This window comes from Legionella qingyii (genome assembly GCF_003990155.1).
Lineage (GTDB): Bacteria > Pseudomonadota > Gammaproteobacteria > Legionellales > Legionellaceae > Legionella > Legionella qingyii.
In genome coordinates, this window is sequence record NZ_RZGX01000027.1 from 1 (window position 1) to 22,341 (window position 22,341).

A 22,341-nucleotide genomic window follows, 5' to 3' on the forward strand; every position below is an offset into this window, starting at 1 on the left:
ATCCCGGTAAATTTAGGATACAATCTTTCTTGGGCATTTTAATCTTCCTTTTGACCGTCAAATCAATGGGTTAGTCTAGACTAACTTGATTAAAATGCCCCCTTTTTTGGGGTAGAGCCAAACAAATTAAAAAAGCAGGCTTTCTCGGCATTGACCGACAATCTTCAATTTTTTGATTATCTGTTTTAAATCATAAAAATAAAATCTGCCTATACTATAAAGAAGCACAATGTGAGCTAAGGAATTGTGATGTCGACCAAGTGGATAAAAAGTCATCTGACCTTGCTAGCTGGACTGTCATTGCCAATTCTACTCATACTTGTTTTTGTTATTGCAAACATTCCTTTTTTTAAAACGGCTCCACCGCGTTATAGCCTGCTATTTTCGATTTTGGATTCCTCATCCCCCTCTTTTCCTCTGCGAGTTAATTTAGTCGTTAAAAATAATCGATTGGTCGCTCAATATAGCAAAGTGCAAAATAACTCCTATTGGGGAATGAAAAAACTTTATTTATTTGATGCTAAAACACAGAAAGTACGGGAACTACCTTTAGATATTCCAAGTTTTAGCAATAACTCAAACTTTAAAGAGGAAATGGTAGAGTCAGCCAAGCAATTTAAACTGGATACTGAACTAGAATCTCCTGACGGCTATGTTTTGTATACAGATAATAATAATTTTAATACAGGATTACTGGCAGAGCTTTTTCGAGGAAGTATTTATGGAAATAACGGGATCTGTCTCAAAAAAAGCGCCACCTGCGTTAAACTATCCAACCTGGGTACAGGACGTTATGTTACACCTAATAATGTCCAATTTATTGGTTGGGTTAAGCCATGAATAAAGAAGACGCATTACAAAAAATTGTTGAACTCGCCAAACGTTATCAAATCAACATTAGTGAAATAGCTTTAGCATTAAAACCAGCTCAAGTTATACGCTCTGCAGATCAAACAAATTGGTTGAATAAACTCTATAGCTATATAGGCGGTATACTCATCTTTGCAGGCATTTGTGCTTTGATTGTCATGAGATGGCAAGACTTTAATATCTATGAACGAGTTACCTTAACTCTGGGGTTTGGTTTTTCATCATTTATTTTGGCATTTCTATGCTTGAAACATCCTAATTATCTAAAAGCTTCGACACCTTTATTTTTGATTGCCCTATTTCTTGAACCAACAGGACTAGTAATCTTATTGCAAGAATATAATTTGATACTCCCCATATGGTGGATATTAATCATAGCGATTATTTACTTCATTCATCAACGCTTTGCTATTTTATCCGACAAAGCCCTTATTCTTACAGTCACTACATTTGTATTTGGATGGATTCTTTTTGCTTATACAGCCGGTAATAGCCGCATTATTTTAAACTTGGGTTTTGGATTTTTGTTCTTCCTGCTAGGTCTTTATTACCAAGAAAAGCACTATAAAATCACAGCCCCATTATTTCCTGTTGCTGCAATTCTTGAAGCAGATGGCTTGCTTACGCTATTGTCGCAATATACTTCCATATTGATGCCTACTTGGGGGGTACTCGTAGTCAGCCTCATTCTCTTTTTACAATATGGTATTGCATTTATGAGCAACAGGCATACGACACTGGCCTTTATTACTTTATTTTTCTGTTATTCGTTTTTCCTGGCAGTATTTGAATTACTTGGTATATCCGAGCGCTTAAAATGGTTTACTCTCAGCAGTTCCTTACTCGCTGTAAGCTCGTTTATAAATCACTCAAAATACCAAAGTATCACGGGATTACTCTTTTTTATATCATCATTAGTCCTGCTTTTAGTAACCTTCGACATCGTTAAAAATCAGTACTATGAAATACTCTATTTGGGATTAGCTTGTGGTTTAATATATATGGCGATTATAGAAAGCAGTCGCATCTTACTTATCAATGCCAGCGTGGCTACTCTGTGCTTTATTTTATATTTCTCGAGCCAGCATTTCCCCCACGCTATAGGCTGGCCAATTACGTTGATTATAATTGGACTACTGTTAATTGGGGTCAGTGGAATTGTAATCAAATTAAATAAAAAATACATGTAATCCAACTGCATCACTGTATTGGATTTAATTGACCTTCTTTTTCTACAGCATTTAGGTCTTGTCGATTTTCTTTAGTTTGCTCTTTGATCAAAATCAAAAAGGGTATAAATGCTAAAGCAAATAAAATAGAAAGTTGATACAAACCAACCCACCCTATTGCCATTTGAATGCTCGCAGCGACAGGTCCGGAAATAATGCGAGGGATCGTCGATAAAGCCACGAGCATCGAAAATTGAGTTCCAGTATATTGTTTGTCAACCAAACGCATAAATAAAGCAACCAAGGCTGTAGACCCCATTCCTGCTGCGAAATTATCAAAAAATACCGCGATCGCTAATAATGTAACGTTCTTTCCTATTATGGCTAAAACAAGAAATAGAACATTGGTCAATGCTTGCAACAAGCCAAAGAAAAGTAATGAACGATATAAAGAAAGACGCATCAATAAAAACCCTGCACACAAACCTCCAAGCAAGATGGCGCCAACTCCTAACATTTTATTGATGTAACCAATGGTCTCTAAAGAAAAACCAAGTCCTTGAATTAAAAAAGGCATAACAATTCCACTTGTAGTGGTTGTAAATGCTTCACCCAACTTATAACAAAAAATAAACAGCAAAAGCGGAACTACTCCTGGACGTAATATCAATTCCTTAATCGGAGCTAAATAAGATAAAGCAAAATTATTCTTTTCCTGGATTTCAACACTAGGCTCTTGACTAAAGATGACAGCAAATATGCCCGCAACCATCATAATACCCATAAAACGATAGGTAAATGCCCAGCCGAATTTCTGCGCCATAACCAAAGCCAAACCACCTGATAACAATAATGCAATCCGGTACCCTAATACCGCTAGAGAAGCACCTAAGCCATGTTCACTATCTGGTAAATATTCTGCTCGATGCGCATCGATTGCGATATCTTGAGTGGCAGAAAAACAAGCTAATATTAAAGCAAGGAAAGCCATCAATTTAGGATATTGTTCTGGAGTAAACCAGGCCATCAAGTTAAATCCAAGCAGCAATAAACATTGCATGCTTAATATCCAACTTCGTCTTTTACCCATACTGAATAAAGAATATCGATCCAGAACAGGTCCCCAAAAAATACGATAGGCATAGGGCAAACTAATAAGGCTTAACGTTCCAGTTGCAAAGACTGACATTCCACTGTATGCAAACCATGCTTGCAAGGTACTGCTGATTAATGCCATTGGTAAGCCAGAGGAAAAACCTAAAATAAAAACAATAAATAGGCGCTTATTCATCTTGCAGATCTCGTAATGGCAGTAGAATTCTTCTCTAAGGGAGAATCCTACTCCTGTTTTTAGGAGTAGGATATGATAAGGAGGGAAATCCCTTCTTCATTGATTAGGCTTTTTTCACAGAGATCAAATGAATTTTGAAAATCAAAGTTTCATTTGGACCTATAGGACCACCTACACTACGTGGACCATAAGCCAAGTCTGAAGGCACATAAATTTCCCATGTAGATCCAGCAGGCATTAATTGCAATGCTTCTGTCCAACCAGGAATTACTTGTGATACTTGGAATGTAGCGGGTTTTCCTGTTTTTTCAGTGCTATCAAATACAGTACCATCAATTAATGTACCTGTGTATTCAACAGTTACTGTATCAGATTTACCAGGCTTATTACCTGTACCTGCTTCAATAACTTTATATTGCAAACCACTTGGCAATACAACTACACCAGATTTTGACTTGTTAGCTGACAAAAAGGCATCGCCTTTAGATTTGTTCTCTTCAGCTTTTTTATTAAACTCCGCACTGCGTTTTGCCATCAGATCTTTCTGAAATTTATTCAGAACATCTTTCATTTGTTGTTCGGTCAAAATCAATTGGGCACCAGACATACCATCTTGCATTCCTTTAGCCAATGCTTCCGGATTAATATCAATACCTTGATTTTTGAAATTTTTTCCTAAATCAGCACCAATACTATAAGATAATTTATCTTTATCCGTAACAAGCGATGTAGCATCAGTAGCAGCCATTGCAGTAGACATTGCCAGCCCCATAATGGCTGCAGTGACCAATTTCATCTTCATAAAGAATCCCCTTGTAGTCTTTCTATTTTGCATATCTTCCCATTTTTATATAGAAAGATATTGCATTCTAACTAAAATGCAACATAATTCTGCCTAAAATCACATGAAATTACCAGCATTTAAGCACGATTAATTGTAACTATATTATAAAGTTCAGTGCATTAGATAATCTTAATACATATCCCTTCATGGAATGAGTCACAGCCAGAAATACACAACCAGAAATACATGACAAATCCCAAAGTCAATAGTTCACTATAATTAAAATAGACAAATAATTAAGATCCCTCTACACTTTGCACTAATTGTAACTAGAGATGAACACACATGAACATCAGTGTATTTGATTTATTTTCCATTGGAATCGGCCCGTCAAGCTCCCATACTGTAGGTCCTATGCTTGCTGCTAATGCCTTTTTAACATTACTTGAAGACAAACAATTTATGAATGAGGTTCAGCGAGTAAAAATAGAACTTTATGGTTCACTTGCTTTAACCGGAAAAGGCCATGGCACCGATAAAGCGATTTTAAATGGGTTGGAGAATAAAACACCCGAGACTGTAGCTCCTGAATCTATGGTACCTCGTATGCATGAAATACTCAGTTCTCATACACTAAATCTGGCAGGCAAAAAGGACATTAAATTTAACGAATCCACTGATTTTCTCTTTTTGCAAAAAGAGCTATTGCCCAAACATTCAAATGGTATGCGTTTTTCTGTTTTTGATGCTCAAGATAATTTATTAATTGCACAAGTTTATTACTCAATTGGTGGTGGATTTATCACTACTGAAGAAGATTTTTCCAAAGCTACCGAAGAAACGAACCCACCTCCATATCCTTTTTCTACAGCAACCCAACTCTTGGAACTGTGCCAGAAAAATAATTTAAGCATCGCTGAATTAATGCTTATTAATGAAAGAACCTGGCGTAGCACAGAAGAAATCCATACCGGTATTTTAGCAATTGCTAAAGTGATGGATGATTGCATTTCCAATGGATGCCAACATGAAGGTATATTACCTGGAGGGCTCAATTTAAAAAGACGTGCACCTGATTTATATAAAAAGCTTATGAGCGAAAAAGGAGTGAAAAGCGTTTTTGAACAATCAGATATCATGAACTTGTTAAATCTTTATGCCATGGCCGTGAACGAGGAAAATGCAGCAGGCGGGCGTATCGTTACTGCACCTACCAATGGTGCCGCGGGCATTATTCCAGCCGTGCTTAAATATTGTCAACGCGCACACGATAAAATGAACCATGAAGATATATACACTTATTTCCTAACTGCCGCAGCGATAGGCATACTTTATAAAAAAGGCGCATCCATTTCTGGCGCTGAAGTAGGATGCCAAGGTGAAGTGGGTGTTGCCTCTTCAATGGCTGCAGCAGGTCTTACTGCTGTTCTTGGTGGAACTGTAGCTCAAGTAGAAAATGCAGCAGAAATTGCTATGGAGCATCATTTAGGTATGACCTGTGATCCAGTATTAGGCTTGGTACAAATACCTTGTATTGAACGGAACGCTATGGGTGCAGTAAAAGCAGTGAATGCAACGCGAATGGCTCTTATTGGTGATGGTCAACATCAAATTTCTTTAGATAAAGTAATCAAAACTATGAAACAAACTGGCATGGACATGCAAAGCATTTATAAGGAAACCTCTATGGGAGGTTTGGCAGTGAATTTACCGGAGTGCTAAGAACAACTTAAAGCACATTGATCACTGTGTTGTTTGATTAGTTTTTCTAGACCGGATATACGATGTTTTTGTATTCCTTCATTAATCAGTTGAACATCCTCTGAGGAACTTAATGAAGAGGATGCTTCACTAGCCATTCCTACCAACTTCTCCATTTTTTTATTAACCCTCATATTTCTATGTTGCTCTTCGCTCTGGCGATCTTTAACAAAGAATAAGTTTCTATCAATAGATCCCCATGCTGTCTCCCCTTTGCCGTTCACAATTTCTTCTTTAAACTCAGAGTCTCGAACTTCACGTTCTAAATCACTAATCAATTGTTTCGTGCGTAAAAGCCGAACAGGCAAAGAACTAATAACCATATTAAACTGATACATACTATCAAGCTCATCTTCCATATAACAACACACCATAGACATGCGAAAACGGTTCAACGTATCAACTGCTAATCGATTTTTTTCCTTTTGCTGATGGGAGTTCATATAATCATAAATTGGACAGTACCTATCTTGATTCGATAACATCGAAATGCTATCGGTAACAAAATAAGCACAGATACGACCTTTAATTTGCAAAATATCTGTAGGGATATAGACTGTCAGTGAGCATTTTTTACTTAAATTACCAAATCTCATCTTGCTGCTTAATAAATTAGTTAAAACCAGCGACTGCTCGAAACCCAATGGATCACAAATCAGAATATCCAATGTGCGAGAACTATTGGTTCTCTTAAAATTAAACTCTAAAAAAGACCAATGATTTAATTGCTCACTTCCATCCCATTTTGAAATAGCGATTTGAAATCGTAGATCTTTGTTGCAATATTCAATCATATGCTCAATGAGTTCGTGTAATAAATCTATCTCATCGCTGCACATTGCGAATGCTTTAAATTTATAATTTTTTTCACGTTTCATTTCTTTTAAATATAAGAAAAATGCCATAAGGTCTGCTGAAATATTGGCTGGGGTATCACAAAGGACTAGCAGTTCTTTAATTTCCGAGATGCTTTTCATGGTGAACACTTTGAGATTTTATTTATTTTATTAATCTAAATGAGATTAATAAAAATCGAAATATTTTTTTAAACGCAAGCAAAATTTTATATAAATTTCAATTGATTGATACTTGAGTTTTGTGCTTTATCATGTATCATGGCGTTCTTTTTTAAAACAGAGGTGAGTAATGAAAGTTAAAGCACACGAGTGGATGAACGAAGATGGAGAACTTGATCTTATTTCCGAAACTCAAAAAAAATTAGCACAAAGTCCAACAGCACGACACGTTTTATCTCAATATCTCTTCTTCAAGCAAAATGGCTTGGCAAAGAGTGCACAAGAGATTAGGGACAATGTGAATAATGCAATGGAAATCGCATATGAACGAGATACTGACTTTGCCCCAAATGAACGATTTGATATAGAAAATGGTCGTCTAGGCTTCTAATTTGGATCCCCAATAGAGGCTGGAGGCAAATCAACTCAAGTCTCTATTCCCCCCAGACACAATGATATCAATTAATAAAAATCCAAGCGTCAGGATGTTCTTTAGAAAAAAATAAATCACTCATTGCATAACCGACTACCGCTGCGAGTTTATCATTAAAATAAACCAAGGGAACTTGCTCTCTCAACCAAGGTGGAATCCCCCATTCCTGGAATAGTTTTTTTAACCGTTTGGTCTGACCATGCCAAAAAAACTCTTCACCTCCTTGTCTAAATCGGACAAATATTTTTGTATCTGGAGGAATCACCAATCCCTGCCTGTTTTTTTTCGCCAATAAATTAATGCCGACATCAGGGAGCAGTAAAGGCAAAGGAAATGAAGACCATTCAACAGATGAAATCAAGGTACCTATGTTTTTTTTATCTAAATATAAATATTTTTGATAACGACGTACTGTTACTTCCCCCCAACTCACTTCTGGTACCGCATCTAGACCTGCGAAGATTACTTCATCAATCAATCGCCCAAAAGTAGCCGTTGAAGGTAATTGGACCTGATTATTCTTCAACCAGACTCTAAGTACATTCGCAATACGATCACGGCTGAGTTTGTTTAATGGACTGATAAATAAAATATTATTTGTTAATGCTTCCTTATTATCTTCCAAAACCATATCTTGAGATGCCAGTATGTCTAGATTTCGTTTCGCCTGTTGGCAATGAAGCGCTGTTCTTGCAATATTACCGACAACTCCAGGCCATTTTCTTTGCAACAAAGGTATTATTTGCTGACGAAGATAATTGCGGGAATAGCTGATATCTTGATTGCTCTCATCTTCAATCCAACTTAATTGATGCACATCAGCATAATGTTTCAATTGCTCACGGGAATGGTTTAAAAAAGGTCTGGCAATTGTTCCTATTTCAAGTTGACTAAAATCAGACATAGCGGCCAACCCGTCTATTCCAGCCCCTCTAAATAGTTGTAAAAGTACTGTTTCTGCTTGATCGTCTAGATGATGCCCTAAAATCAAGCAATCTTGTTCCGCCATCAGAGAAGAAAAAACGGCATAACGTGCAATACGCGCACCTTCTTCAACATTAGCAGAACGATCAAATTGCACTGACTGGGTAATTAAAGAAATGCTTAAATCCTGGCAAAACTGTTGGCAGTGTACTTGCCAAAGAGATGCATTAGCACTAATACCATGATTAACATGCACTGCGACCAATTTAGCAAGTAAAGCCGGGTGGGAAGCAAGAACATGCAAGAGCACTGTTGAGTCAAGCCCACCACTAAAACCTACAATTAATTTATTAAAATGACTTAGGCGAGAAAACCACTCGGCACTTAATAAAGGTTTAATCTGTTGCCCCCATAGCCATAAATTTTTGGTATCGATTTTCGACCAACTGCTCTAAAGTTAATTTCTTTAGAGTACGTAATTCGCTAACTAAAATATCTTTTAATCGTGCAGCCATGTCATCAACATTACGATGAGCCCCACCTAATGGTTCAGGAACTATCATATCAATTAACTTATTTTCCAGAATCTTATCTGCTGTGATCCTCATCGCACGTGCAGCTTCACTAGCTTTAGATGCATCTTTCCAAAGAATCGAAGCACACCCCTCAGGGGAAATTACTGAGTAAATGCCAAATTGGAGCATTAATATTCGATCACCAACCCCAATTGCTAATGCACCTCCAGATCCTGCTTCACCAGTTACCACACAGATAATTGGCGTTTTAAGACGTGACATCACAAACAGATTTCGAGCAATTGCTTCAGATTGATTGCGTTCCTCAGCACCAATCCCAGGATATGCTCCAGCTGTATCAATAAATGTAAACACAGGTAATTTGAATTTTTCAGCCATATTCATCAAACGTAAGGCTTTTCGATACTCCTCTGGGCGAGCCATACCAAAATTACGGTATACCTTTTCTTTAGTTCGTTTACCTTTCTGATGACCAAGTACCATCACCGGCTCACCATTCAAACGCGCCAAGCCGCCAATAATTGCAGGGGCTGAAGAACAACTTCTATCACCGTGCAGTTCCTGGAAGTCAGTAAAAATACGTTCGATATAATCTGTAGTTTGTGGTCTCAGCGGATGCCTTGCCATTTGTGCAACTTGCCAAGGCTCCAGGTTTGAAAAAACTTGTGAGGTTAGTTCAGAACATTTTGCTTGAAGTCGCGCTATTTCATCACTTAAATTCACTTCGTTATCATGACCTATCATGCGAAGTGCTTCAATTTTTTGATTCAACTCTTCGATGGGTTGCTCAAAATCCAAAAATTGTCGGCTCATTGAATACTCTTTGGTGAATTAAATATCATGGTATATGATAACCTTAACCGACAATTGATGCCAGATTCAAACAAAGCATATGATCATTACTGGATTCAACCCTTTAAATACAGAAAACTGCGTCTTAAACGAAGCTCGAATTGATCTTTGGCAATTTTCTTTAGCACATGAATTTAAAAATGCATACGAACTCTTAAATCGTGATGAGCAGGCGCGTGCAGAACGATTTTATTTCAGCAGACACAAACGGCGTTTCTCTACCGCCAGAGCAACGATGAGAGTCATATTGGCAAATTATCTAAATACGTCACCGGACCAACTGGAATTTACCTATAATGCTCATGGAAAACCCGATGTCATTAATGCAACAAAGCTGCAATTTAACATCAGTCATACTGGGGATTTGGCATTACTTGCAGTAGGAAAAAACTTTCCCATGGGCGTAGACATAGAAAAATATTCCGCTCGACCCTATGAAGGGATTGCGAAAAATTTATTTTCTGATCAGGAATATGAAGAATTTATTAAAGTACCTCTTGCTCTAAAACCTGCTATTTTCTTTCATGTTTGGGCACAAAAAGAAGCCTTTATTAAAGCTTGTGGCTTAGGCCTTTCATATCCGACTAAACATTTTAGTGTTCCCATATCCATGCCAACCAAGCAATTGGTGAATGATCCATTGCATAACATGACTTGGCAATTACGCTCTTTCATGCCTGAAGTCGCTTGCAGTGGAGCGTTATGTCATCATCCTACTATAAGGGAGATAAGACATGGATTTATTCATCTAGAGCAAAATAACAACTTGATTTTTTAGGTTTACATCAATGCACTTCACTCCTTCACAACTCACATTATTACAGTTACTTGGCGATGGACGCTGCCATAGTGGTTCTGAATTGGGAGCAGCTATAGGTATTACGCGCTCGGCAATTTGGAAACAAATTAATCAATTAATTGAGTCAGGGATCCCTGTCGAAAGGATAAGACATCAAGGTTATCAGCTCCCCTACCCACTTATTTTGTTAAAGAAAGAACACATTATGGAGCATCTCACGTTGCAATCACAATTGACTCCATTCAAAGTGCATGTAGTTACCTCCATTGATTCTACAAATCGCTATCTTAAAGATTTGCCTCCTTCAAATAATGTAGATATTTGTTGCGCTGAAATTCAAACTCAGGGGCGAGGTCGGTTTGGGCGTCACTGGCACTCGCCATTTGGTGAAAATATTTATTGCTCGAGCCGCTGGAATCTCAACTACGACTTGACCAAACTTTCAGGATTAAGCCTGGTAGCCAGTTTGGCCATTTTAGCAACGTTAAATGAATTAGATGTATCATACAATATCAAAATTAAATGGCCAAATGATATTTTGTGGACTCACAAAAAATTATGCGGTAGTTTGATTGAAATATTGGCTGAATCTAATGGCAATATTCAAGTCATCATAGGAGTCGGCTTAAACGTCAATACTGATACACAAAACCATCCTCTTCCAGATAAGCCCTGGTGCTCATTATATGAAATAACCAAACAATATTTTGATCGTAATGTGCTTATTGCAAAACTAATTATCAATTTAGAACGCTATTTAACCAAATTTATACATCATGAGCTTAACTGCTTTATGGATGAATGGAATAAATCGGATTATCTGTTTGGAAAAAAAATTAAAGTAACTCAATCTTTAGATACTCTATCTGGAGTTGCTTGTGGAATTAATCAGCTAGGACAATTAATACTTCAAGATGAATCAGGAACAAAGCATTTTCTCTCGTCAGGTGATACGTCGCTTCATGAATAATTATTAGAAGTTACTAAATATGAGGGGATTGTATAAAAATTAAAGTTCGTCCCGAGCGTTTTTAAGTGCTCGGAACTGGATGAACTGCGAGGAAATCGATTTATACTGCTTCTTCAGACTCGTCTGATTGTTTTTCTTGTTGTATGCGTAAATAAATTTCTTCACGATGGACAGATACATCTTTAGGTGCATTGATACCTAGGCGAACCTGGTTTCCTTTTACACCTAGCACGGTAATATTAACATCATCACCAATAATTAAGGTTTCACCAATACGCCGAGTCAAAATTAACATAAAAATCTCCCTAACAAAGCAGCTATCTATTCCTCCACAGAACGCTATCCATGGTATTCTTGATAGCCAAAACGACTAAAAACAAAAAAAATATTTGCTATACGTGTTTAATTTTACACTGTGATTATTAACAGAGTATTAAGAAAACGGTTAAATTATCTCTTTTTATGGTATTTCATGCAAAAAATTTTAATCTGGCTCATCTAAAAGCAATCAGATCACTAAATTAGTTGTTAATTGCGTGAACATTTTGTACTTATCTACCCTCAAGATGAGACTCCTATTTACCCCCAATTAGGGTAAATATCATGTCCGATTTTTTGAAAAACACGTGAAAATATACCCTCAAAATAAAAATTAGCAAGTCAAAAAAACGAATTAGTTAATTTTTCCTTGTTCACCAGTCGCAAATTTCCTTCATTTAGAGATATACTTACCGAACCTTATTAAACAGGAAATTTTGCATGTCCTTAAAGGCCATGTACAACAACATCGCTGAAAACTATGCCATGGCCAATCGTTTTGGTGCGATTAGCCAGAGTCATCAAGTAGCAATTGAGCAAATGAAGCGTTTTTATTTGGGAGTGAAACCTCATTATAAAATACTTGATTTGGGGGTTGGCGATGGCGCATTTTTAAAAAAACTACAACAAGTTATGCCACAGGCAGAGTTCACAGGAATTGATGTTTCTGCAGAGATGTTAAAACATGCCCGTGAGACATTACCCCTAATCACCATTGAAGGTAGCGCCGCACAAGCAAGCAAATTCTTACCGCCCCATAGCCAAGATTTAATTCTGGCTCACTTTATTAACGCTTATATTCCGATTAAAGTTTTATTCCATGAGGCCAAATTACTGACGCGAGCAAATGGTCATTTTTCTATGATTACTACAACTTATGATTCATTTCCAGTCGCTCAACAACGTTTAGCCGAATTTATTACAGAAGACTCTATTTTAAGCAGTGTTGTTGGACATTATTACAAATCCATTGTAAAAAGCACCACTGTTGCTGCGAACAATAATGAATTGATGCAAGCATTCAAACAACATCAATTTGAAGTCATCGCTCATCAACGTCTGGAAATACCCATCACTCTAAATACTATTGATGAATTAGCCCTTTTCGGTATTGAAGGAACCTGGTTTCTCAATACTTTATCTATTAGGATGTTACCGAAAATATTTTTAATTCAAAGACTTAAACGTCTTTTTAGTAAAATATTCACTTTTCCCTATCATGACACACACATAATTGATGTCGTTCTTGCCAGAAAATGATAATCTGATAATTATCTTTGGATAGTGAGGTAGGAAAAATGATTTCTCAAGATGTGAAGAATTATTTACCTGAATTGGCTCTCCGACAAAAACAAGCCAATAACATCATATTTATTACCTTCTGGAGCCAATTCTCTGTATATGCATTGAACACCATATTAGTTTTATTTTTAACCCGCCCTGTATGGTCTCAAGGTTTAGGATATAGCCAGGCCAAAGCATATGCATTTATTGGAGTAGCTCATGCAATGGGTTATCTGATGCCCATGTTAGGTGGGTATATGGCTGATACTGTTGTGGGGATTAGAAGATCCATACTTCTTGGAAGCATTCTATTGGCCTGTGCTTATTTGCTCGTTATGATTAGTGGATACACTGTAAACTCTCTGGGAGATACTTTTTTTATTGCTGCTTATGCATTTATTCCTGCCACCAACTCCCTTTTGATGGGAACCTCTTCAAGCATGGTATCGCATATCTATTCAGATGATGCCATTAAAGCAAAATCGGCCATGACTTACTATTACATAGCAATTAATGTGGGCGCATTATTAGCGACTTTAATTGCTCCAGTACTCTTTGAAAGCCGTTATGGTCCGCTTTCTATCCTTACCTTGACCTTCGTCGGCAAATCAATTGCTGCTTTAAATTTTGCAAAGCGCTATTCCATTTATGAAAATGTCATTTGGGGTAAAGATCAATCTAAATTATCCAAATCAAGCATATTTCGCTTAATTGCTTATATAGCTACTATTTATACACTGACTTTATTTGCCTATTCTCATGTTTATATTGCCAGCACGATCATCGCCACAGGGTGTGGTATAGGAATTGTATGGTTTCTAAGAAAAACGCTAACACTTAAAGGTGTTGTACGTGACAAACAAATGGTCGCTTTGCTGCTCATCGTAGAAGCCGTAGTATTTTTTGTTATCTACAACCAAATGAATAGCACATTAATTTTATTTGCTGAAAATAATTCCGACCATAATTTGTTTGGTTTAACTGTTTCACCAGCTCATTATCAAATATTGAATCCATTACTTATCTTAGCTATTGGCAGCCAATTACCTCGTTTCTATAAAATATTTCCCCGCTTTACCATTCCCTATCAATTCGCCTCCGGTACTGCGCTTGCAGGTATTGCTCTTTTAGTGATGTCATTTGCTGCTACGACCACCACCACTGGGATAATTAATGGCAACTATATTGCTTTAACCTATATACTCATTTCTATTGCAGAATTATGGGTCAGTGCAATTGGTTTAAGCATGGTAGGTCTATATTGTGATAAAAAATCAATTGCCTTTGCTATGGGTGTATGGTATCTCGCCAGTTCTTTGGCACATGCTATCTCCGGAAGAATTGCTGCTTGGGTTGCTATTCCCAATACAATTCATTCTCCTATAGAAAGTCTGCCTTATTACCAAAACTATTATTTTGTTCTCGGGGTCTGTGCCATGGGACTGGGTATTATCATGTATTTTTTCGCCTATATTTTACAAAATATAATGAAAAAAAGAGGCATTATTTTAAGTTAAATGTACAAAAGGAACCAACAGTAGCAGCAGAATTTAAACTCAAAAACCTAATAATGAGACAAATGAAGCACTTATAACCAAGTAATTGCTGATAAATTAGTCAGTTTCCTGTAGAGAATATATTATTCCAAGAGGTAGAAAATCAAAATTTTTGCCTGGAAAAATAAGAGGTTACAATCTGAGAAAGCGCGTCTAAGGCACTTTTGGATTATAATCTGCCAGGTCCTGCTCCTGATAAAATATACCTGCAGCTAATTCTTCATAAAGGCTGATAAAACTAAATAACTGTTCTAATTTGCTAATGGTTAATCTGTAGTCTTGTTGTTTAATTTCAACCCTGCTGTATAACAAATCATTATGGCTGATAAGACCTTTATGATAGAGGTCCTGTTGTAGTTGATATCTTTTCCTCAATGATGCTAGAGAGAGATAGTCTTCATTATATTTGGCCATAAGCTTTTGATTGGCAGCGATACTATTAGCAATCAGGCGCAATGCATTTTGGATGGTATTGTTATATTCCGCTAGACTTCTATTAAAAGTCGCCTTACTTGTGATAATTTGTCCAAATATTGAGGGAGATAAGTTAAATGTTGCATACATATCTCCATAAGGTGCTGCATGTGTAGGACTCTTAAATGTGCCATTTAAGCTCGCTTTCCCCCAAAAATAATCTAGGGTTAGGGCTGGAAGGAGTTGAGATTCTGCAACATTGACTCCACTACATGCTGCAAGCAGAGACGTTAAGGCCACCATTACATCCGGACGTCGGAGTATTACTTGAGTATTAATCTTATTCAGTAGCACTGCTTTACTTGGTAAGTTAATAAATAATTGGCTTGAATTTATTTCTCCTGGAGGCTGATTGATTAAGTAACGTAAAGCATTCTCACTTGCGATAATATTGTTTTGTACTTGTTTTTGCTGACCTAGAATGCTCTGTAATTGGCTTGTCAAAGTTAATAATTGCAAATTATTTGCTAATCCATGTTTTTTTGCTATTTCTAACGATGCTAATAGTTCTTTATAATCCTGTTCAATTTGCTTCAGTAGCGCTAATTGATGATGCCATGCGAGTAGAGAAAAATAACTACTAATAACTTCTCCAATGACCGTCAAACGCACACCAAGATAATATGCTTTAGAACGTTGCAAGACAAATTCTGCTTTTTTTTGCTGAAAATAAAGAGCAACAAAATTTTGGTAATAGCTAGGTAGAGCACCATAAAAGACCCCTGGATTGCCTAAAGCGGGATCTTGAGAGAAACCCATTAAAATATTCAGCCCCGGAAGCCAATTTAAGCGAATCGTTTGTAGTTCAGCATGGGCAACATGAATCGATCGTTTGGCTATCGTCACATTATTATTGTAAAGAAGCGCTGTATCTACAAGTTGATTAAGAAAAGGGTCTTTAAAATCTTGCCACCAAGCTTGATAAGGAAGCTGATTTAATGCATGATGATTACTTGAGTCTTTCAGATACTTAGGAATAGGAATCGACGTAAGACGTGAATTTTTTGTGCTTGGCATGCATGCAACCAGCGCACTTGTCATGACTAAAATAATTAGTGTGGCCAGGATGCGCAATTAAACGACTTCCATAAAAATAACATGACTGACGTAAAAAAATGGTAACACAAAAACTTCGAAAGTTAAAACCTTATACAGTTGTGTTATCCCTAGCCTTACTTGCAGTTTTATATTACTTTTTTTCCTTTTTAATACCGTTTACCAATAATGCATTTGTCGTTGCAAATATTCGTCCTGTAGCTGCTATTGTCAGTGGATACATTACTGATTTATACGTCAAAAATGAGCAATATGTTCATAAGGGACAGCCTTTGTTTACCGTTTTCCAAGAACCTTATAAGCTCATTTATAATAGGTTAGTTGAGGAGACTCTTACTGCAAAAGAGGATCTTCAAAGCTTGCAATATCAATTACAAAAAGATAAGCAATTACTCATACAATACCTTCAAGAATATAATAGAATTCACTTAAATTATCTTCGAAATAAGGCAGTTTTAAAATCTGGGGCAATATCTGAAATTAATGTCAAGGATTTGCAATATGAAGATCGTGGCAGTTTGGCCAAAGTGAACATGCAAAAACAACAAATAAGCTTGGATGAAAGAAATATTCAGAGTATACAACACAAAATCAAATCGTTAATTTATAAAACACGTTATGCCAAGGTTAATTTAGAACACACGACTGTTTATGCACAAAGTAATGGTCGCATTCAAAATATGTATCTATCCTTGGGGACGCCCATTGAAATTAATAAACCTATATTTTCTTTTGTTGATACGGATGATTTTTTCATTCAAGCAAATTTTACTGAGCTGGATTTGCGTATGGTAAAGACAGGAGCGAAGGTCTATATTATTCCCCGAATGTACTTTGGGACGAAATTGTACCATGGAACGGTAGTATCAAGGGCTTGGGCTGCTAATCGTCAAATTACAAACCCCAAGACTCAGCTACAAACTGTAACCAATGATACGAATAATTGGTTACTTCTGCCTCAGCGTTTTCCAGTACAGATTAAGCTCGATGATTATGACCCCAAACATTATCCGCTGCCTGTTGGAGCAACTTGTTATGTCATTATTAAGGTATAATTTTCTTATGGAAGTGACATCCGAAAAAACAATAATGGCTGCACGTATGGCCATCAGCCTGATTATCGCTTTGATCATTACGACGTATTTCAATATTGTTGAGCCAACCTGGGTTTATATTTCTTTATTTATCGTTTTGTTTGAACAACATACAATTGGAGCTTCATTGACTCGATGTTCAATGCGAGCCATCGCAACCCTTAGCAGCGCATTATATAGCCTGATTATTATTTTGCTCTTTCATAATACTTATATTATGAATCTTATTGGATTTATTATTGGAATCTTTTTATATACTTATTTATTTTTAGGAACTAAAAAAAGTTATATTGGAATTTTAGGCACTGTAACTCTCGCCATTTGTCTTATTAATTATAATAATTTTACCTATGTGTTTATGCGACCTACAAATGTAATTATTGGTATATTAATCGGCATCTTTACATTACGTTTTTTTTTTCCAACTCGCGCAACAAAAGTTCTCATTTTAGAAATACAAAAATTTTTAACTGAATATGCAACTTTATCGGTTTATCTTGCAAGCCTGGATAATTCAAAAACAGATTTACGCCAATATTTAGAACAATGTGAATCTAATATTGCGGCACTTATTCTGCGTTTTCAAACGTTAATTAATGAAGCACGAGTCGAAATTGGAAAGGACTCTCAATATACGCAAGTTGCAACAGATATTCTGCAATCACTCCGCCATATTTTCCGTTATTATGCCTCAATAATCGCGTTAATCCTTTATGAGGAAGTTAAAATCAACGAGCAGGATGAAGAGAGCCTTGTTTTTTTAAGTAATACTTTAATCGAGTTAAAAGAAAATCTTTCTCAATTAAAACCTAAGCGTAAATTAATGGCCGTTGCGGAGATATACTCAAAAGAAGATAAAAATTTGTTAGCTTTGATGCTGAATTTGCTTATGATGGAGTGTAGCTCTTTGGAAATTAAGATCAATAAATTATTACGTATGACTAAAATAGTAAAATTAGAGTAAGATTTTTGTTTGCCCTCTATTGTTCGATTGGTTAGCATGAACTAGAAATGACACAATCAATGGAATGTTTGTATTTCAAAATCACAACTAGCAGGGAATACTCATCAATGATAAGTACATGTTCTGTGCTTTATTATTAATCTAAACAATCCCCCTCCTTTGCTCACATATAATTTTTTGTCCTTAATTTAAAAATATAGAGATGTACTTGCTTGTTCAGTAGGTAATTCGTACCATGCAATTTTTTAACTAGAGTGCATTTCATATGAAGATTTATTTTCCAGATATTACATTTGAAGGCAACCCATTCGTTTGGGAATTGAATGAAAAAAGCAATCAAGCCACTTGCCTAATGTATTGCATTAAAAAAGATACTCAAGTTCAATTTGTACCTAAAATGTCGCTTGATCTATTTAAAAAATTTCCTGGTATAACATATGATAAGGACGAAATTATCATTAGGGACATCAAAATTTTTGATAAAGTATATCAAATCTTAGATCATATTCGCGAACTAAAGGATAAAATCACGGGGTCTAAAGCAACTATTTCAAGGCAAAAAAGTTCTTTTTTCCAATATCAAAAAGATAAAATCCAGGAAGTTGCTTCCACGTCAAAGCCCAGACGCAGCTTAAGTTTAAGCAGTACTAACCTCTCTCTTTTTACGCGTATTACTTTGAATGAATTAATCAAAAACGATCAATCTACGTGTTCTTTATGGGGAGATACAGTTGCATATGAAAACTATTTCGAAGAAAAAACCAGCAATGATGCTAAAGCACGAGGCGCCATATTTCTGAAGTCTTCATTGGCATTTAATATTATGGTTCAGTATGAAAAAAATCGTCGACTTTATCCTTTAAAGGCAAAGGTAATCAAAGAAATCCGAGCTTTATTGGATGTTCTTGACCCAATCTATGTGAGTTGGTATTCCAAAGAAGGTATTCAAATTAACAGAGAACTGGTTTTTCATTATTTTCAAAATGCAGTATTAGAAGCAATGCTCAATGGTAATTTTAATAACAAGCCAACAGAATTTGAAACTGAAGAAACACCAAAGTTAAATGCAGCACTACAAAAATATGCAATAGAAAAGGCTCGTGCTTTGCGTGCCGAATTAATGTTGATGAAGTTTAATATATTCATTAACCCTGAATTACCTCCGGAGCTTGCGCTCAGTGATAATGAAATAAATACCCTGCCTGAAATCATTTCATTACGAAAGCTTGTACTCAAACAGCCTGAAGAAGTTCTTGAAGCCATACATGCACAATTAAAAAAGCTTACCCAATTGATTATTGAGTCTGGGATTGTTGAAGAATCTAATGCAGAATTAAGCACACAATTAAATCATTCATTGAGTATTAATGCACCTGTTATCATGGATTTTCATTCATTCCAGGCCCTAATATTCACTCTATTAGATCAACAAATAACGGGTAGCAAAAAGGAATTAATACCGGACATCGTTACTAAAGTAACAACAGAAACAATCAATCAAATCATTAAAACTTTTAAAATGACAAATGGCCAATATCTCGCTCCATTATACAAAATAGATAGTAATTTTTACTTATGTAAGGAATGGGCTGACAAATTATCTATTGAATTAGCAGAAGTTAAACTCAAGCATCCTAAAGAGGAAAAAAAGGTAACTGTGTACAGTCAGGCGATTGCTGATAAAGTTGTCGGTTTCATGAGTCATCAATTGCAGAAATATCAACCTAGTGAAGATGACTTGTCAAGATCCAGCTCTCTATCCGTTAAGTTATAAATGGATATACTTTATTGATCAAATATAACCAGAGAGAAATTGTTTCCCGGGTTTCAACTCACCCGGGCCACAAAATATAAAGTTAATTATCTAAACCTAAATTATCTTGTTTAAATATTCGGTCTGCTCGATAACTTGAACGAACTAAAGGTCCGGAAGCTACTTCAAAAAATCCTTTTTTTAATCCGATTTGCCTAAGCTCAGCAAAGGTTTCTGGAGTCACATAACGCGCGATAGGTAAATGGTTTTTTGTCGGTTGCAAATATTGTCCCAGAGTAAGAATATCTACATTATGGGCACGCAAGTCATCCATTGTTTGTATAATTTCTTCATCTGTTTCACCTAAACCTAACATCAAGCTGGTTTTGGTCAAGACATCTGGTCTATAGCGTTTAGCAAATGCGAGAACGTTTAGTGTTTGCCTATAACCCGCTCTATTATCACGCACCGGATGAGTTAAACGTTCTACCGTTTCAACATTTTGTGCAAATACATCAACACCACTATCGAGTAATACCGCAATATCTCTTTCTACACCTTGAAAATCAGGAGTTAATGCTTCTACTTTAGTTTTTGGAGAGCGTTGTTTAATCGCACGTATCGTTTGTGCATAATGATTTGCGCCACCATCAGGTAAATCATCTCTGTTTACTGAGGTTAACACGACATAATCTAAATTCATTAATGCAACGGTATTTGCTGTGTTTTCTGGTTCTTGCAGATCCAACCAACCATGAGGATTACCAGTATCTACTGAGCAGAAACGACATGCTCGTGTGCATACAGCCCCCATTAACATAATCGTAGCCGTACCATGCGACCAGCATTCAGCAATATTAGGACACTTTGCTTCTTCACAAACAGTAGCCAAACGGTGTTTTTGTACCTGTTCTTTTACTTGGTGATACTCAGGAGTAGTATGATTGACGACGCGCAACCATTTAGGTTTAGGTAAACGTTCATAAACTAACCCTGTTGGTTTTACTCCATCTTTAATTGCTGTTACGCCATGAGATGTTTTATATTTTTTCCCGCTCTCAACAACAACGGGGATATTAATGGGCTTGCTCATGTTATCACCTGAAAAACAAAGGTAAGTGCTCAGCCCCTATCAAGGAACGGTCGTATTTGGCGCATCTTGCGGACAAACCCAACCGGGTAAACATTAGTGAACCCTGAGCTATTACAAACAAAGAGAGATGATAATCCCAAATCATCAAAGCAAGATCAAGTCAAATTTAAAAAGTAACCAATAATCATCAAGATAAATAAAAGCACGATAGAGATTCCAAAGTTGGACAATACAAATGGATAGACCACCAAACTTACAGCGATTGCAAGCAAAAATAACAAGCCAATAGTGGCTAATTTTGTTCGTAATGCAGCAAAGCGCTCGACCCTAATCAAGATAAAATAAATAAGTAAAATCAAGAGTAAAGGGAGTATGTACACTCCTTGATACAGCAATTGATATAAACTTGCCTGCACACTTGATAAGTGTTGATCATTTAGCCATTGTTCAAAAATTGTAGACCAATTCATCACACAGGTTTGCTGATAAATTGTAGTGATCATCCCTAAGAAAAAAGCTAATAAAAAATACAAAGTCTTGGAATACTTTTGTTTATAATATTGCCCCACAAAATAAATTGTCATTAAACCTAATAATACGGCGGGAACATGCATCCAAGGCAACAACTCAAAAAAAGTACTGGTATAAACTTGTTGAAAATAGTGGACTATTGCCACTGAAGAGGCAAATAAAAGACTGGCTATAAGCTGCTTTTTTTTCTGTGTTTCAATTAAAAGAAAAGCAAGAAATCCTGCAAAACAAAAAAATGCACAAGGACTAAAAGAATCCATAAACGCGATTGTCGTTGTAAAACGAATCCTTGACGGTTTTTCTGTCAATCCCGTAATAAATCGATTTGCATTAGCTAAATGGCGCAAGGTATTAACTGTTTCAAGGTTTAATTTACCTTTATTTTCAATTTGTTTCTTACAATAATTAATCGCATGCAATAAATCTTTGCCAGTGGTTTCTGCTGAAGCAAAACCAACCCAACGCGAATTACAAATATAGATTGATGGAACAGCAAAATCATCCATTTGCTGAGCGCTCAATAATTGATAAAAACGACCTAATGCATTTTTGTCCTGATTAATATAATACCGTTGAACATGCAAATCCGGATATTTTGCTTCTGTATCGTGAAAGAATGCATCAGCCTTTTGACAATGGGGGCAGGTTGACGACAGAAACATTTCTACATTGATAACCACCTTGTTATCTGTCTTGGAATACCATGTGGGCGATAATTCAGCAGCCCACATATTGGCATGAAATACAAAGAAAATTAGAAGCAACTTGAAAACAGTTTTCATAGGATTCGTAAGTGCATTTAAAAGGATACTA

General features: G+C 36.3%; 20 protein-coding genes. 11 read left to right on the forward strand and 9 right to left on the reverse strand.

What is annotated here, in order from left to right:
• Window positions 1–249 precede the first annotated feature (249 nt).
• Entirely contained in the window at window positions 250–840 is a 591-nt protein-coding gene (locus tag ELY20_RS15390; RefSeq protein ID WP_110143977.1) for a hypothetical protein, read from the forward strand.
• Window positions 837–2,060 (forward strand): hypothetical protein, encoded by a 1,224-nt coding sequence (locus tag ELY20_RS15395; protein ID WP_110143976.1) that lies wholly within the window; start codon window positions 837–839, stop codon window positions 2,058–2,060. The genes ELY20_RS15390 and ELY20_RS15395 overlap by 4 nt, the downstream gene beginning before the upstream one ends.
• Window positions 2,061–2,070: 10 nt before the next feature.
• Here the strand turns inward: ELY20_RS15395 and ELY20_RS15400 are convergent, their stop codons facing one another.
• Both ELY20_RS15400 and ELY20_RS15405 read right to left on the reverse strand, forming a co-directional pair.
• A complete protein-coding gene (locus tag ELY20_RS15400; RefSeq protein ID WP_165831645.1) occupies window positions 2,071–3,330 on the reverse strand; it encodes an AmpG family muropeptide MFS transporter in 1,260 nt (419 codons plus the stop codon).
• Between the two features lie 103 nt (window positions 3,331–3,433).
• Window positions 3,434–4,132 (reverse strand): FKBP-type peptidyl-prolyl cis-trans isomerase N-terminal domain-containing protein, encoded by a 699-nt coding sequence (locus ELY20_RS15405; RefSeq protein WP_110143974.1) that lies wholly within the window; start codon window positions 4,130–4,132, stop codon window positions 3,434–3,436.
• Between the two features lie 327 nt (window positions 4,133–4,459).
• Between ELY20_RS15405 and ELY20_RS15410 the strand changes: the two genes are divergently transcribed.
• On the forward strand, window positions 4,460–5,836 hold the full coding sequence (locus ELY20_RS15410; RefSeq protein ID WP_110143973.1) for an L-serine ammonia-lyase: 1,377 nt from the start codon (window positions 4,460–4,462) through the stop codon (window positions 5,834–5,836).
• On the opposite strand, the gene ELY20_RS15415 is transcribed toward ELY20_RS15410, so the two are convergent.
• A complete protein-coding gene (locus ELY20_RS15415; RefSeq protein ID WP_110143972.1) occupies window positions 5,833–6,852 on the reverse strand; it encodes a hypothetical protein in 1,020 nt (339 codons plus the stop codon). The two genes, ELY20_RS15410 and ELY20_RS15415, sit on opposite strands and share 4 nt — an antisense overlap.
• A gap of 169 nt (window positions 6,853–7,021) precedes the next feature.
• Here ELY20_RS15415 and ELY20_RS15420 point away from each other — a divergent pair, with 169 nt between their 5' ends.
• Entirely contained in the window at window positions 7,022–7,282 is a 261-nt protein-coding gene (locus ELY20_RS15420; RefSeq protein WP_110143971.1) for a hypothetical protein, read from the forward strand.
• 67 nt (window positions 7,283–7,349) lie between these two features.
• On the opposite strand, the gene tilS is transcribed toward ELY20_RS15420, so the two are convergent.
• Complete coding sequence (gene tilS / locus ELY20_RS15425; RefSeq protein ID WP_199739266.1) at window positions 7,350–8,648, reverse strand: tRNA lysidine(34) synthetase TilS; 1,299 nt, start codon at window positions 8,646–8,648, stop codon at window positions 7,350–7,352.
• Window positions 8,644–9,597: an acetyl-CoA carboxylase carboxyltransferase subunit alpha gene (locus ELY20_RS15430; protein WP_110143969.1), complete on the reverse strand. Its 954-nt coding sequence runs from the start codon at window positions 9,595–9,597 to the stop codon at window positions 8,644–8,646. The genes tilS and ELY20_RS15430 overlap by 5 nt, the downstream gene beginning before the upstream one ends.
• Before the next feature lie 79 nt (window positions 9,598–9,676).
• Between ELY20_RS15430 and ELY20_RS15435 the strand changes: the two genes are divergently transcribed.
• Together ELY20_RS15435 and ELY20_RS15440 are read left to right on the forward strand one after the other, a co-directional pair.
• Window positions 9,677–10,414, forward strand: a complete 738-nt coding sequence (locus ELY20_RS15435) for a 4'-phosphopantetheinyl transferase family protein (protein ID WP_110143968.1) — start codon at window positions 9,677–9,679, stop codon at window positions 10,412–10,414.
• A gap of 10 nt (window positions 10,415–10,424) precedes the next feature.
• Window positions 10,425–11,405, forward strand: a complete 981-nt coding sequence (locus ELY20_RS15440; protein ID WP_110143967.1) for a biotin--[acetyl-CoA-carboxylase] ligase — start codon at window positions 10,425–10,427, stop codon at window positions 11,403–11,405.
• 100 nt (window positions 11,406–11,505) lie between these two features.
• On the opposite strand, the gene csrA is transcribed toward ELY20_RS15440, so the two are convergent.
• Window positions 11,506–11,700, reverse strand: coding sequence for a carbon storage regulator CsrA (gene csrA / locus ELY20_RS15445; protein WP_010654169.1), 195 nt, complete (start codon window positions 11,698–11,700; stop codon window positions 11,506–11,508).
• Window positions 11,701–12,164: 464 nt separating this feature from the next.
• On the opposite strand from csrA, the gene ELY20_RS15450 reads away from it, so the two are divergent.
• Window positions 12,165–12,983 carry a class I SAM-dependent methyltransferase gene (locus tag ELY20_RS15450; protein WP_110143966.1) on the forward strand — a complete coding sequence of 273 codons (819 nt, stop codon included), beginning with the start codon at window positions 12,165–12,167 and terminating at the stop codon, window positions 12,981–12,983.
• A gap of 38 nt (window positions 12,984–13,021) precedes the next feature.
• The gene (locus ELY20_RS15455; protein WP_110143965.1) at window positions 13,022–14,524 is read left to right on the forward strand and encodes a peptide MFS transporter; all 1,503 of its coding nucleotides are present in this window, start codon (window positions 13,022–13,024) and stop codon (window positions 14,522–14,524) included.
• 192 nt (window positions 14,525–14,716) lie between these two features.
• On the opposite strand, the gene ELY20_RS15460 is transcribed toward ELY20_RS15455, so the two are convergent.
• Complete coding sequence (locus ELY20_RS15460) at window positions 14,717–16,054, reverse strand: TolC family protein (RefSeq protein ID WP_233590627.1); 1,338 nt, start codon at window positions 16,052–16,054, stop codon at window positions 14,717–14,719.
• A gap of 98 nt (window positions 16,055–16,152) precedes the next feature.
• On the opposite strand from ELY20_RS15460, the gene ELY20_RS15465 reads away from it, so the two are divergent.
• From ELY20_RS15465 to ELY20_RS15475, 3 genes are all read left to right on the forward strand, one after another.
• Window positions 16,153–17,148 (forward strand): HlyD family secretion protein, encoded by a 996-nt coding sequence (locus tag ELY20_RS15465; protein WP_110143963.1) that lies wholly within the window; start codon window positions 16,153–16,155, stop codon window positions 17,146–17,148.
• Window positions 17,129–18,151, forward strand: a complete 1,023-nt coding sequence (locus tag ELY20_RS15470; RefSeq protein ID WP_233590628.1) for an FUSC family protein — start codon at window positions 17,129–17,131, stop codon at window positions 18,149–18,151. Before ELY20_RS15465 ends, ELY20_RS15470 begins: the two co-directional genes overlap by 20 nt.
• Window positions 18,152–18,416: 265 nt before the next feature.
• Window positions 18,417–19,925: a hypothetical protein gene (locus tag ELY20_RS15475; protein WP_110143962.1), complete on the forward strand. Its 1,509-nt coding sequence runs from the start codon at window positions 18,417–18,419 to the stop codon at window positions 19,923–19,925.
• Between the two features lie 82 nt (window positions 19,926–20,007).
• Here ELY20_RS15475 and lipA read toward each other — a convergent pair whose 3' ends face one another.
• A complete protein-coding gene (gene lipA / locus ELY20_RS15480; protein WP_110143961.1) occupies window positions 20,008–20,997 on the reverse strand; it encodes a lipoyl synthase in 990 nt (329 codons plus the stop codon).
• Between the two features lie 155 nt (window positions 20,998–21,152).
• On the reverse strand, window positions 21,153–22,310 hold the full coding sequence (locus tag ELY20_RS15485; RefSeq protein ID WP_110143960.1) for a hypothetical protein: 1,158 nt from the start codon (window positions 22,308–22,310) through the stop codon (window positions 21,153–21,155).
• Between the last annotated feature and the right edge of the window lie 31 nt (window positions 22,311–22,341).